The organism is Thermogymnomonas acidicola JCM 13583, from assembly GCF_001316105.1.
Taxonomy (GTDB): Archaea; Thermoplasmatota; Thermoplasmata; order Thermoplasmatales; family Thermoplasmataceae; genus Thermogymnomonas; species Thermogymnomonas acidicola.
In genome coordinates this window covers 22666-35613 of record NZ_BBCP01000003.1, presented here as the reverse complement: position 1 = coordinate 35613, position 12948 = coordinate 22666, and the positions used below count along the sequence as shown (strand labels likewise).

The 12948-nt window shown below is 55.7% G+C and carries 7 protein-coding genes and 8 pseudogenes; all 15 read left to right on the top strand.

Going from position 1 to position 12948, the window contains the following annotated elements:
- Positions 1 to 10 precede the first annotated feature (10 nt).
- The 15 genes and pseudogenes from gatD to nuoN all read left to right on the top strand — a co-directional run bounded on the left by gatD (position 11) and on the right by nuoN (position 12948).
- Positions 11 to 1248: pseudogene (gene gatD, locus JCM13583_RS14325) on the top strand (Glu-tRNA(Gln) amidotransferase subunit GatD).
- A pseudogene (gatE, locus tag JCM13583_RS11995) lies at positions 1245 to 3109 on the top strand (Glu-tRNA(Gln) amidotransferase subunit GatE). Before gatD ends, gatE begins: the two co-directional pseudogenes overlap by 4 nt.
- A gap of 92 nt (positions 3110 to 3201) precedes the next feature.
- Positions 3202 to 3641 (top strand): annotated as a pseudogene (gene ndhC, locus JCM13583_RS03200) (NADH-quinone oxidoreductase subunit A).
- A pseudogene (locus tag JCM13583_RS03195) lies at positions 3641 to 4110 on the top strand (NADH-quinone oxidoreductase subunit B). The pseudogenes ndhC and JCM13583_RS03195 overlap by 1 nt, the downstream one beginning before the upstream one ends.
- Positions 4110 to 4574 (top strand): NADH-quinone oxidoreductase subunit C, encoded by a 465-nt coding sequence (locus JCM13583_RS03190; RefSeq protein WP_171823425.1) that lies wholly within the window; start codon positions 4110 to 4112, stop codon positions 4572 to 4574. The pseudogene JCM13583_RS03195 and the gene JCM13583_RS03190 overlap by 1 nt, the downstream one beginning before the upstream one ends.
- 5 nt (positions 4575 to 4579) lie before the next feature.
- Positions 4580 to 5719: pseudogene (locus JCM13583_RS03185) on the top strand (NADH-quinone oxidoreductase subunit D).
- A pseudogene (nuoH, locus tag JCM13583_RS03180) lies at positions 5716 to 6768 on the top strand (NADH-quinone oxidoreductase subunit NuoH). The pseudogenes JCM13583_RS03185 and nuoH overlap by 4 nt, the downstream one beginning before the upstream one ends.
- 53 nt (positions 6769 to 6821) lie before the next feature.
- A pseudogene (gene nuoI / locus JCM13583_RS03175) lies at positions 6822 to 7200 on the top strand (NADH-quinone oxidoreductase subunit NuoI).
- Entirely contained in the window at positions 7197 to 7364 is a 168-nt protein-coding gene (locus JCM13583_RS13735; protein WP_171823399.1) for a hypothetical protein, read from the top strand. Before nuoI ends, JCM13583_RS13735 begins: the two are co-directional and overlap by 4 nt.
- A gap of 5 nt (positions 7365 to 7369) precedes the next feature.
- Complete coding sequence (locus tag JCM13583_RS13730; RefSeq protein WP_075056674.1) at positions 7370 to 7657, top strand: NADH-quinone oxidoreductase subunit J; 288 nt, start codon at positions 7370 to 7372, stop codon at positions 7655 to 7657.
- Complete coding sequence (gene nuoK, locus JCM13583_RS03165; protein WP_075056673.1) at positions 7657 to 7956, top strand: NADH-quinone oxidoreductase subunit NuoK; 300 nt, start codon at positions 7657 to 7659, stop codon at positions 7954 to 7956. The genes JCM13583_RS13730 and nuoK overlap by 1 nt, the downstream gene beginning before the upstream one ends.
- Before the next feature lie 4 nt (positions 7957 to 7960).
- Positions 7961 to 9907: pseudogene (locus tag JCM13583_RS03160) on the top strand (NADH-quinone oxidoreductase subunit L).
- 1 nt (position 9908) lies between these two features.
- Positions 9909 to 11198: a hypothetical protein gene (locus JCM13583_RS03155; protein ID WP_075056672.1), complete on the top strand. Its 1290-nt coding sequence runs from the start codon at positions 9909 to 9911 to the stop codon at positions 11196 to 11198.
- Positions 11195 to 11482: a hypothetical protein gene (locus JCM13583_RS03150; protein WP_075056671.1), complete on the top strand. Its 288-nt coding sequence runs from the start codon at positions 11195 to 11197 to the stop codon at positions 11480 to 11482. The genes JCM13583_RS03155 and JCM13583_RS03150 overlap by 4 nt, the downstream gene beginning before the upstream one ends.
- Positions 11479 to 12948 (top strand): NADH-quinone oxidoreductase subunit NuoN, encoded by a 1470-nt coding sequence (gene nuoN / locus JCM13583_RS03145; RefSeq protein ID WP_162509309.1) that lies wholly within the window; start codon positions 11479 to 11481, stop codon positions 12946 to 12948. The genes JCM13583_RS03150 and nuoN overlap by 4 nt, the downstream gene beginning before the upstream one ends.

Here is a 12948-nt window from a genome sequence, read left to right as displayed (position 1 = left end):
AGGCATCTCCATGAAACTCGGCGACCGTGTTGAGGTGGAGTTCAGGAACAGGAAATATGATGCAACGTTCGTGAACCAGGAAGGCGGAATAATAACCGTGAAGCTGAGGAGCGGGTACAACATATCGGTTCCAGAGGCGGAGTGCAGGATCAGGCTTGTGCAGGAGGCCCCCAAGGGTGGAGGAAGAGGGAGCACCTGGCACCGGTAACGGTTCTGTGGTCATCCTGACAACAGGGGGGGGACAATAGCGAGCATGGTGGACTACGCCACCGGTGCTGTGAGGCCTGTGAAGGACCCGAGGATAATCCTTAGGGGGGCGCCCCCGGAGATCGCGGAGAGCGGTGAGGTTGAGGTCAGGGAGGTAATGAACGTTTTCAGCGAGAACATGAGGCCTGCAGACTGGGTGAGGCTCGCAAGGGAGGTCGCCTTGGAGATGGAAAGGGGGGGGAAGCGCGTGGTGGTGGCCCACGGCACAGATACAATGTCATACACCGCGGCCGCCCTCGCCTTCATGTTCGAGGGGCTGCCTTCACCTGTCGTCCTGGTGGGTTCGCAGAGGAGCCCGGACCGCCCCCCCAGCAGCGACGCACCGCTCAACGTGGCTGCCGCTGTGAAATTCTCTTCCCTGCCTATCGGTGAGGTCGGCATAGCCATGCACGGCTCCATCTCAGACGAGAGCATTGTGCTCCACAGGGGGGGCGTCCGTTCGAGGAAGATGCACACCAGCAGGAGGGACGCCTTCAGGAGCATAGGCATACCGCCACTTGCATCTCTATCGCATGGCAACGTGAGCCTGGAGGGGGGGCACGCCAGGGCACCATCTGGTGCTGTGCGCCTGAACGGCAGGCTCGATGAGAGGGTTTCAATGGTGTACGTGCACCCGACCCTGCAGGGCAGCGACCTAGAGGCCATGGCAGACGGGAGGAGAGCCCTGGTGCTCATGGGGGGGACTGGTCTAGGCCACTGCTCAAGCACCTCTACGACTCAATAGGAAGGCTCGTCAGGGACGGGGGGGTGCACGTTGTGATGGCATCGCAGTGCATAGGCGGGTCTGTGAACATGAACGTTTACAGCACAGGGAGGGAACTGCAGTCCATAGGTGTGCTGCCGGCGGAGGGCATGCTGCCTGAGGTGGCTTACGTGAAGAGCATGTATGTGCTGGCCAACTACCCAGAAGAGAGGTTTGCCGAGGCCCTGCTCACTGACCTGAGGGGGGGAGAGGTGATACAGAGGGAGGTGCAGCTTTGAGAGGCCAGAAGATAGGCCTGGAGATACATTTCCAGCTGAACACTGGAAAGCTGTTCTGCCGGTGCCCTGTTGAGGGCCACCAGGAAACAGGCACCAGGTTCTGGAGAACCCTGATCCCGGTGCAGAGCGAAATGGGGGGGAAGATGGACAGGGCCGCAATATACGAGAGGAACAGGTCAAGGGTGTTCGAGTACATAGTGACGGACAACAGCTGCCTCGTTGAGATGGACGAGGAACCACCACACGAGGTTGACCGCAAGGCCCTGTTAACAGCGATCGCGGTTTCAAGGGCCCTGCACTGCGATGTGCTGCCCGTAATCTCCTACATGAGGAAGGTTGTCATAGATGGCTCCAACACCACTGGCTTCCAGAGGACAGCGGTGGTGGGCATGGATGGGTACATAGAGACCAGTCAGGGCCGTGTCGGCATATCGACCGTGTGCCTGGAGGAAGATGCAGCCAGGAAGGTGAAGGAGGAGGCCGGAAGGGTCACTTACAGCCTGGACAGGCTCGGCATTCCCCCTCATAGAAATATCAACCGAGCCGGACATAAAGGACGAGGATCACGCTGTGGAGGTTGCGGAGAGCATAGGTTACATTGTATCCTACACTGGTTCCTGAGAAGGGGGGGGCGGAGGCCATAAGGCAAGACGTCAACTTCTCCATGGGACACGGGAGGGTGGAGATAAAGGGGGGGTCAGCAGGCTGTCCCTCATAAGGGAGGTCATCAGGTGGGAGAGGGGGGGTAGGCAGGAGAACCTGGCCAGGGCAATATCGGAGTGGCGCTCGAGGGTGAGGGGGGGCCTTCCCGCGTGAAGCTGAAGGACGTGACCGAACTCTTCAGGGGGGAACCGGATCAAGGGTCATAGCTAACTCCATATCGTCTGGCCTGCACGTTTATGCCTCCCGCCTTGACGGCCTATCTGGGCTCCTGAAGAGTGGAGAATACAGGATAGGTAGGGAGCTTTCAGAGGTGGTGAAGGCGTTCGGATACGGTGGCCTGATGCACTCTGACGAGCTACCGGCGTTTGGCATCACCGGGGGGTGAGGTGGAGAGGGTCAGGCAGGAGCTTGGCAACCCGGACGCTTCATGATATGCACATCGCCGGCGGACAATGCAGGCAACCTTGAGGCGGAGATGAACTGGAAGCTAAGCATGCTCTTTGCCATGGACTTCTCGGAGACAAGGGCAGCATCGGAAGATGGAGAGACCAGGTTCCTGAGGCCTCTGCCGGGAGGGGGGGAGAGGATGTACCCGGAGACTGATGTGCCCTACATCTTCATAGGGAAAGGGATGCTCGATGAGGCTGATTCGATGGTGGCACCGCCGAAGCACGAGCTCGTCAGGTCCATATCAGGCAGGTACGGCATCTCTTCGCAGGACGCGGAGATACTGGTCAACGAGGGGGGGATGCTGAGGGCCTTCCAGTATCTGGCTGATGAGACTGGCAACCCGAGGCTCATCTCCAGGCTCCTCCTGCAGACCGTCCCGGAGAAGAGGAAGGCGTCCAAGGCCCAGGTGAGCGACGACGACATCTACGGCCTGATCCTTTCGGGATCGAGGCTGGGTTGGGTGAGGGACTCCTTTGAGGCCGCACTGGACAGGCTGTTCAGGGGGGGAGAGGGCAAGGAGAGCATACTCAGCGATATATCACTGAGGCCTATGGGCGAGGAGGAGCTCAGGAACCTTGCAAGGGAGCTGGCATCGCGTGGGGTCCAGAGGAAGTCACTGGTGCCAGAGGCCAGGAGGGTCTCAGGGAGGCCCTTCGACCCATCTGTGCTCTTAAAACTGTTCGACGAGGTCGGGGGGGAACCCGTCCAGTGGTGCGCGGTGATAGGATACCCCCCAAAATATTTTTGAGGGTCTGGAGACGAATATATTTTCAGCGCTAGTGGGTTTTAGCCGCAGGCGGTTCAAAGAATATCTTAAATAGGCTGGTCAGATACTGAATTATGCTGGACGGTTATATTCCGCTCCTAGTAACACTGGTTCTTGTCATCCTGGCCATGTATGCACTCTTCTCCGCGATCCCGTCCATCGGTGAAGGGAGGTATAAAAAGAACAGGCGGCCAAGCCTGAAGAGCAGAGACATAATTGAGAACCTGCAGAGGGAGAGCAACCCTCCTGTCAGGGACACCAGGTACCTTGAGCCTACGAGAGCGGTGAGGTTGCCAGGGGGGGTGACATAGGCAAGAACGTGACCATCCAGTATATACCTGTTATACTCCTCTTCATACTCTTCGATGTTGATATGGTTCTACTCTTCCCTTGGGCGTACAGGTTCAAGAGCCTGGGAATAGTGCCCTTTGTTGAGACAATTATATTCCTCGTAATGCCACTGTTCGTTGTCTATTACGCTTTCAAGGAAGGCTACATGAGGTGGGAGAGATGATGAAGAGCGGAGAGGGCGGCGTAGTGCTCACCACACTCGAGAGGGCCCTGCAGTGGGGGGGCAGGAGCAACTCACTGTGGCCGCTCACGTTCGGGCTCGCATGTTGTGCCATTGAGATGATGTGTATCCAGGCCTCGCACCTTGACATATCCAGGTTCGGGAGCGAGATATTCAGGAACTCCCCCAGCAGTCGGACCTGATGATAGTTGCGGGCACGGTTACAAAGAAGATGGCACCCAGGGTCAGGAGGCTTTACGACGAGATGCCGTACCCGAAGTACGTAATAGCGATGGGTGTCTGCGTGATACAGGGTGGCCCTTACAACCAGGGCTACTCCGTTGTCCTGGGCGTGGACAAGGTGATACCTGTGGATGTCTACGTCCCGGGCTGCCCGCCCACGCCGGAGGCACTGACGTACGGCATAATGCTCCTGCAGAAGAAGATAAGGGGGGGCGAAGCGGACAGGTGATGTCTTTGGTGCAGATACTCGAGGAGACCAAGGGTAAGGACGGAAGGAGGATAATAAAGGTAGCCAAGGAGCACCTCCTTGAGCTCATGAGGGAACTGAAGTCCCAGGGATTCAACCTCTCGCTCATAACCGGCGTGGACAGGAAGGACAGGCTGGAGGTAGTTTACCACCTCTATTCACTGGAGAAGAACACTTATGTGGTTGTGAAGACAGAGACCATGGATGAAAGGGTACCGAGCGTGACATCACTGTGGAGCAGTGCAAACTGGGACGAGAGGGAGCAGTACGACATGCTGGGCATTGTCTTCGAGGGGGGGCACCCTAACCTTAAGAGGATCTTCCTCCCGGAGAGCTGGGTTGGCTATCCCCTCAGAAAGAACTACGACCTCTCCAAGGTGCAGTACATCAATATGGACGAGGAAGGCAACGACTATGCAACCTTCGATCCCAACGACGGGTGGTAGCCATGATGGTCAGCAGGTCACAGGACAGCAGCGGCTGGGTCGAACTGAACTTCGGGCCACAGCACCCATCAACCCACGGGGTCCTGAGGCTCAAGGCCAAGCTGGACGGCGAGATCATAAGGGAGGTAGAGCCAATAATAGGCTACCTCCACAGGAACGCGGAGAAGATATGCGAACTCGACTACTACTGTGACGCCCTGATCTACTTCGACAGGATGGACTATGTCTCTGCCATGAACATGGAGGTGGGGGTACCTGGAGGCAGCGGAGAAGCTCCTTGGTGTGCCACCCCCCCGGAAAGGGCACAGTGGATCAGGGTGATAATGGCTGAGCTGAACAGGATAGCCTCACACCTGGTCTGGGCCGGGACCTTCGGCCTTGACCTAGGCATGCTCACCCCCCCGTTCTTCTACTGCTTCATAGAGAGAGAAAAGATACTGAACATATTCGCTGAGGCATGCGGCTCCAGGCAGGAGACCAACTACATGAGCATTGGTGGGGGGGTCTACCAGGACTTCAATGACAAGATAATCTACATGATTGAGGAGTTCCTCTCGTCTTTCCCAAAGAGGCTGGAGGAGATATACAACATATTCGTGAAGAACGACATATTCATATCCAGGACCAAGGGCGTGGGAGTCCTCAAGAGGGAAGTTGCCCTGGACTACGGCGTGACTGGCCCGATGCTCCGCGCGTCCGGAGTTGAATACGACGTTCGGAAGGCTGAGCCTTACCTGGTATACGACAAGCTGAACTTCGACATCCCGGTATCTTTCAAGGGTGATACGCTGGCCAGGTTCCTGGTGAGGTTCGAGGAGATGAGGCAGTCGGTCAAGATCCTGAAGCAGGCAATAAAGAAGATACCTGATGGGCCGTACTTCAACCCCAAGGCCAAGAAGTCCCTCATGACAAGGCTGAGGGGGGGAGAGGGAGAAGTTTATGCAAGGACAGAATCACCAAAGGGTGAGTTCGGCGTGTATCTGGTAGGCGACGGCGGTGTGAAGCCGTACAGGGTGCACGTCAGGAGCCCCCCCATGTTCAAGAACCTCTCAGTGCTCCCTGTCCTGGCCAAGGACCAGATGATAGCGGACCTGATCGCTATTTCCGGCTCCATAGACCTGGTCTTCGGGGAGGTGGACAGGTGAACGTGCTTTTCAGGCTCCAGGCATTCTTCTCACCCCCCCTGGGCCACTACGCCTCTTTCTTCTTCGCTTACCTGTTCGAGACCATATTCATGCTGATCTTTGCCACCGTGGTCTTCGTGGCAATGATATACATATTCAGGAAGTACATGGCGAGGCTGCAGCTTAGGATCGGGCCCAACAGGGTCGGCAAGTTCGGGACCCTGCAGCTCATAGCAGATTCCCTGAAGCTGATCGGGAAGGAGAGCATTCTGCCCAAGCTGAGGGACGACATGGCTTACAAGATCGCCCCCCCGATCATAGTCTTCATCGGACTCATATCGGCCTTTGCATAGTGCCTTATGGCGACTTCTACTGGATCGGGTCGCTCACCATAACGCACTCCCAGGTCACGCTCATACTCCTGTTCGCGGTGATCGCCATAATGCCCATAGGTGAGGTACTCGCAGGTTTGGCGTCCCACAACAAGTACGCGATCCTTGGGGCTCTGAGGGGGCGTCGCGAAGGACGTCTCATTCGAAGTGCCGATGATGATAACTGCTGTGGCCCTGGTCATGATGGCCTCGGCAAGGGTGCCGGATCCCCCCCTATCCATATCTGGAATCGTTTCAGCGGAGTTCATACCCTACGGGATCCCACAGATCCTGGGCCTAGGGGTTTTCTTCATAGCCATGATAGCGAGGTCCAGCTACACGCCATTCGATATGGCGGAGAGCGACAGCGAGCTGGTCTCTGGCCACACCACAGAGTACTCGGGAATGAGGTTCGGTATATTCTACATAGGCCTGTTCGGGAGCATATTCCTGGGCTCGATGATCGTCTCCCTCCTCTACCTTGGCGGTTACAACGGGCCCGGCTCCTCCGATGCTGGCTTCATATACCTGCTGATCAAGTCCTTCATCCTGGTGCTCATCGCATTCACGGTTTGGCTCTCCATGCCCAGGATAAGGATCGACAGGTTCATCAACATGGGCTGGAAGTACCTCCTGCCCGTTGCCTTCGTCAACCTGATAATAGCAGGATTCCTGACACTGGGGGGGTGGTCGCTGTGATAGAGGTCAAGGAACCGAAGAAGGAGCTGCCGATTATAGGCTCGATAAAGGGCATGTTTGCTGTGGCCAAGCACCTGTTCCAGAAACCGGTGACAATACAATACCCTGAGGAGAGGCCGTACGAGCCTGACAGGTTCAGGTTCAGGATATTCCTCAGCCTGGACGACTGCGTTGGCTGCACACTGTGCGAGCAGGTCTGCCCGAACAAGAGCATAACGATGCAGAGGTCGAGAGGGAGAACCCGAGGAACAAGAGGAAGATATACCCAGATGTGAACTTCGGCACCTGCACGGTGTGCAGGAACTGTGAGGAGATATGCCCCCCACGGATGCCATATACCTCACGCACGTGTTCGAGACAGCCAGGACAAGGAACAGCTTCACCTACTCTCCGGAGGAGCTGGCACTGCCCGAGGACGAGGTAATAAAATGATCTACACGATAATATATGTGATATTCGCCATAATCGTCATCGTCTTTTCCATACTAGCAGTCAGGGACAGGAACCTCATACACTCTGCAATATACCTGATGATATTCCTCTTCGTCCTTGCGGCACTCTTCATATTCCTCGGGGCATCCCTTGTAGGTCAATAGAGCTGCTGGTCTACGTGGGTGCAATCGTAACGCTGCTTGTCTTCTCGCTGATGCTCACAGGGGGGGTAAGGAAGTTGAATAGAAGGGCAGCGCTTGTCGCAGTTGTTGTTTTCTTCATCGTGTTCTTCGGCGTCATAACGCAGATACAGGGTTCGTTCATACCCACTTCGCAGGACATCCAGGACATAAGCCTAATGCTCTTCAACCAGTACGTTGTGCCATTCGAGCTGCTTTCTGTGGTGCTGGTCTCTGGCATAATCGGCATGCTGTACATAACAAGGAGGGATGAGTGATGCTTCTTAGCGTTATGTCCACACTATCTCTAATACTGTTCTGCATAGGGCTTTACGGGATCATGACATCAAACGTTGGCATAAAGATGCTCATATCCATAGAGATCATAATAAATGCAGCAATACTCAACCTAGTGGGCGCGGGATCGTTCACCCACTCCGTGAGCCCCCTGGTCTTTGCTCTCTTTGTGATAGCCATCGGTGCAGTGGAAAGCGTGGTGGGCATAAGCCTGCTAGTCGCAATATACAGGAAGTACGGAAGGATATCAATATCGCTGCTGAAGGAGATAAAGTGGTGATCCGATGTACTGGTACGCATGGTTCATATTCATCTCTCCGCTGATCGGTTTCGTCCTCTCCTACACTGTCGGAAGGTACCACAGGTGGACTGCCGGTGTCCTGGCCTCCATCACGATATTCCTCTCCCTGGTGTTCTCCATAATCACGTTCTTCCATGTCAGGGCAACCGGCCAGCCCGTCTACAACAGCGTGGAATGGTTCTACAACATACATGCCGGCGTCTATGTGGACCAGCTAACGCTTGTCATGGCAATAATGGTCTCTTTCGTCTCCCTCATGATACACCTCTTCGCCCTCTACTACATGGGGGGGATGACCCGAACAAGCACGTCTACTTTGCCGAGACCTCACTTTTCACTGCCGGCATGCTCGGGCTTGTGGTAGCATCGAATCTGGTTCTTTTCTTCCTGTTCTGGGAGCTCGTTGGCCTCTGCTCCTACCTCCTCATAGGTTTCTGGTTCTTCAAGCCAAACGCAGCATCGGCTGCGAAGAAGGCATTCATAGTCACGAGGGTAGGCGACCTGCTATTCATAGTCGGCATGGCGGTCCTGTACACCTCCCTTAACGGCACCTCCATACTCAACGGCGCCAGCCCGCTCAGCATACAGTTCATAATCACGAAGGCGCAGCTCATAGCACTCACCATCGGCAAGGTAAAGCTAGGGATAGTGGCGGTGCTCCTCCTTGGCGGAGCAGCTGGAAAGTCCTCGCAGTTTCCCCTGCACGTCTGGATACCGGATGCCATGGAGGGCCCCACCACAGTATCCGCGCTCATACATGCCGCCACAATGGTAACCGCTGGCGTTTATCTTGTGGCAAGGGTATTCCCGCTATTCTACTACGCAGCGCCCTTTGCCCTCTATTCTGTCGCAATACTGGGTTCATTCACCGCCGCGTTCGCAGGAACAATCGGCCTCGTGGTCAACGATATAAAGAGGATACTGGCGTATTCCACGATAAGCCAGATCGGATACATGCTTGCAGCCATAGGCTTCGGTGGCATAGTCTCCGGATCAACTCCGATAGGGTACGCTGGGGGGGTCGCTTACGGCATGTATCACCTCATCGTGCACGCCATGTTCAAGGCCCTCCTCTTCATGTGCGCCGGAGCCATACTCCTCACCCTCATGGACCTCAGGGACACCAGGGAGATGGGTGGCCTGTGGAGGAAGATGCCTGTCACAATCACCCTCATGTTCATAGGCGCCATAACCCTGGCGGCTGTACCTCCGACTGCAGCCTACTACTCAAAGGATACTATAATAGACGCTGCCTGGGTCTACTTTATAGCTTCGGGAAAGACCGTGGCCGGTTTCCTCCCATGGTTCTTCCTGAGCACGGGGGGGGCGCTCCTGACCACACTGTACACGTTCAGGATGTTCTTCAGGGTTGCACTGGGGAAGCCGAGGTCATACCTGGCCGAGCATGCCAGGGATCCACCCGTACTGGTCCTGGTACCCCTCTTCTTCCTCGCCATACCCTCGCTGATCCTGGGCATAGTGCAGAGGCCCTTCTACAGCTACGTTGAGCAGTCATCTGTGCTGCCGCACCTAGTTGGCCTGCCGGTGGTGCCCCCCCTCGCAGTCTCCCTTGTGCCTGAGATATACCTGGTAATCGGGTGGTAGTGACCTACTTCATCTACGGCACGGACAGGTGGACAAGGATGAAGCCTTTCAGGAACCCGGCGTACGTGATCGTGAGGAACAAGTACTTCCTGGACTACCTGTTCACCAGGGTGATCGCGGAGAGGGCGGTCACGGGCCTCTCGGGCGCGTTCTACTCCTTCGAGAACAGGTACAACTCGGGCGTTGACACCACAGGGAAGGCAACGCTCAGCCTGAGTGCCTGGTGAGGAGGCTCCAATCGGGTGTGGTGGAGAACTACTTCGTCGTGATGGTCATAGGTATTGCAGTGGTCTTTGTGATAATGGAGATCCTCAGGGTGATATGAGATGCTGATGTTTGCTATACTCATCCTGTCCCTGCTGCTTGCACTGGTCGCCTACTTCGTACCAAGGGGGGGCATAAGGGCATATGCAATGGGTTCGTCAGCACTTGTGCTCCTCCTGATTCTGGTCTACAGCGTCCTGAGGTTCGCGCACCACTACACGGGGGGGCCAGCTCTCGGTAACTACGTTTGCTCTTGCACCTTCAATAGGCATATACTTTACCATAGGCGTCAACGGGTTCACAGACGCGCTCCTCATACTCTCTGCGATAATCATCTTCTTCTCTGTCCTCATAACCGATCCGAGGAAGTTCGACAGGACAATGTACGCCCTGATACTCACAACGGAGGTTGGGCTCATAGGGCTCCTGATATCCAGGAACTTCCTCTTCTTCTACATATTCTGGGAGGTAGTCCTTGTACCTGTGTTCTTCATCATACTCAGGTACGGGGGGGGCAGAGGCATGACTCGATATCGCTCAAGTTCTTCGTCTACACCCACATAGGCTCCATATTCATGCTGCTGTCCATACTCACCCTTTACAACTTCTACTTCATCTACAAGGGTGTCTACACATTCCAGATGTCCCTGCTCCTGAACCCAACATTCATCTCCACTCATGTGCCGCCGTTCTGGAGGGGGCTTCATGCTTTTCGGGTTCCTGCTCTCCTTCCTTGTGAAGTTGCCCTCATTCCCCCCCTGCACTCCTGGTTGCCTGACGCCTACGAGACCGCACCATATCCCGGCACAGTCATACTTGCCGGTGCCCTCTCACTCATGGGCGGCTTCGGGCTCTTCGGGATCCTGTTGCCCATCGCCCAGGTATTCCCAGCACCGCTGCTGGGCTTCCTCATATTCCTTGGCATTGTGAGTCTTGTCTACTTCTCCCTGGTTGCCATGATGCAGAGGAACCTGAAGAGGATGATGGCCTATGCCAGCGCAGGGGCCATGGGCTTCGTCACCATCTCCTTCGCTGCTGGTATCCTGGAGAACGGCTATGACATGAACCTAGAACTGGCGGGCGGCATGTTCCAGATCGTGGCTCACGGCCTCATAATGGCGGCTGTATTCACCTCCCTCTACTACATCAGTGAGTTCACCGGGCACGAGAGGATACCTTCACTGGGAGGCCTCTACAGGGAGGCGCCACTGGCCTCTTCAATGCTCCTCGCCGCCCTCATGGCATCCCTGGGGGGGCTTCCGGGGTTTGCAGGCTTCATTGGGGAGTTCTCCATAGTCGTTGCGTCCTTCCAGGTGATAAGCTGGGCAATCATGCTGGTGATATTCGCATGATAGTCACGGCCTCGTACCACGTCTGGGCTGCGCAGCGTGCTCTTTACGGCCCTTACAACGAGAACCTGGGCCAGATCAGGGACCTGGGAAAGGGCGAGTTCGCAATAACCCTGTCAATAATGGTGGTGGTCTTCATACTGGGCGTCTATCCCAACCTCATATTCCCGCTCTTCACCCACTACGTAGGTTCACTGTCTCTGGCCTTCATGCCACTGGTCCAGCATACCTCGGGCCTGGGCCTTAAAGCAGCATCTCTCATACTCGGGAGGCCTGGTTCAATATGAGTTCGCCGGTATCCTTCAGTGTTGTTTCGAGTTTAAGTGACGGTATCCTGCCGCACCTCTACGCACTATTCATAATAGGCGTCTTCGCATTCCTGATCCTTGGCCTGGGCAGTGCAGGTGTTGGCAGGAGGGTGATCGTCGCACTCACCCTGGTGGCACTCTTCGTGTCAATACCTGTGACTGTCATATTCAACACAGACCCGGCCAGCTTCCTCTCAGGCACAGAGGTATTTAACAGGTTTTCCACCTACTTCGCCATAGTTCTCATAATCTCGGCCATTTTCATATCCATACCAGCCATGAAGAGGGTCAGGAGCAAGCCAGAGGTCTTCTACGCCACGCTGCTTTTCGTTGTGATAGGCATGCTGGTGGCGACCTTCAGCTATAACCTGATCACCCTTTTCATCTCCTTCGAGGCTGTGAGTGTTGGCACCTACATCCTGGCAGGCTACGGGAAGGACAGGAGGAACCTGGAGGCATCCGTGAAGTACTTCTTCACCGGGACAATTGCGACTGGCTTCATCGCCTTCGGTGCCTCATTCTACTACATCGGGGGGGCACACACCTTTGACCTGACCAGCGTTACTGTATACTCATATCCAGCCATGCTGATCTCCCTGGTCTTCCTCACGGTTGGGTTCGGCTTCAAGCTTGCCATCTTCCCGATGCACCAGTGGGCCATAGATACCTACGACGGGACTGAGAACTCTGTCTCCGCGTTCCTGTCAGCGGGCAGCAAGGTGCTCGCGTACCTGATAACACTGAAGGTCTTCCTCCTGGGCTTCGCCCCCCCGCTCTCACATGACGTTTACATATTCTGGACAATACTGGCCATCCTCACAATGACGTACGGGAACCTGGCAGCCCTGGGACAGAATAACCTCAAGAGGTTGCTGGCCTACTCGAGTGTGGCCCAGGCCGGCTACCTGATCCTTGTGATCCCGCTAATAGCGTATGCTGGCCTGAACAGCAGCACATTCGGGTTCGCCATGGCTGCGGCGATGTTCTATTCCCTCGTATACATATTCATGAAAGGGGGCGCCTTCCTCTCGGTGAACCTGGTGAGAAAGGAGAACGTCCAGGTCTCTGACCTCTCCGGACTGGCCAAGAAGGCCCCCCCAGCCACTGCCGTGAGCCTCGCAATAATACTCCTGGCTCTCGCAGGCATACCGCTGACCGGTGGGTTCCAGGCCAAGTACTACCTCTTCCTGAGCCTGATATCTGGCAGGCTATGGTGGCTCGCGGTGATCGCCATACTGAACAGCGCCATCTCAGTCTTCTACTACTTCAGGGTCATAAACTACATGTTCTGGAGGGAGCCATCGTCCGAGGGCCTCGACACAAGCAGGATGTCATACGTTCCGGTAATCTTCTCTGCCTTCGTGACTGTTGCCCTGGGCGTGTTCTATTCTCTATTCCCTTACCTCATCACAGTGTCACACGGTTTCCTCGGGGGGGGTGTCTGA

Coding starts and splice junctions, on each gene's coding strand:
- JCM13583_RS03155 (WP_075056672.1), top strand. CDS start 9,909: ATGCTGATGTTTGCTATACTCATCCTGTCCCTGCTGCTTGCACTGGTC.
- JCM13583_RS03150 (WP_075056671.1), top strand. CDS start 11,195: ATGATAGTCACGGCCTCGTACCACGTCTGGGCTGCGCAGCGTGCTCTT.
- JCM13583_RS13735 (WP_171823399.1), top strand. CDS start 7,197: ATGATCTACACGATAATATATGTGATATTCGCCATAATCGTCATCGTC.
- JCM13583_RS03190 (WP_171823425.1), top strand. CDS start 4,110: ATGTCTTTGGTGCAGATACTCGAGGAGACCAAGGGTAAGGACGGAAGG.
- nuoN (WP_162509309.1), top strand. CDS start 11,479: ATGAGTTCGCCGGTATCCTTCAGTGTTGTTTCGAGTTTAAGTGACGGT.
- nuoK (WP_075056673.1), top strand. CDS start 7,657: ATGCTTCTTAGCGTTATGTCCACACTATCTCTAATACTGTTCTGCATA.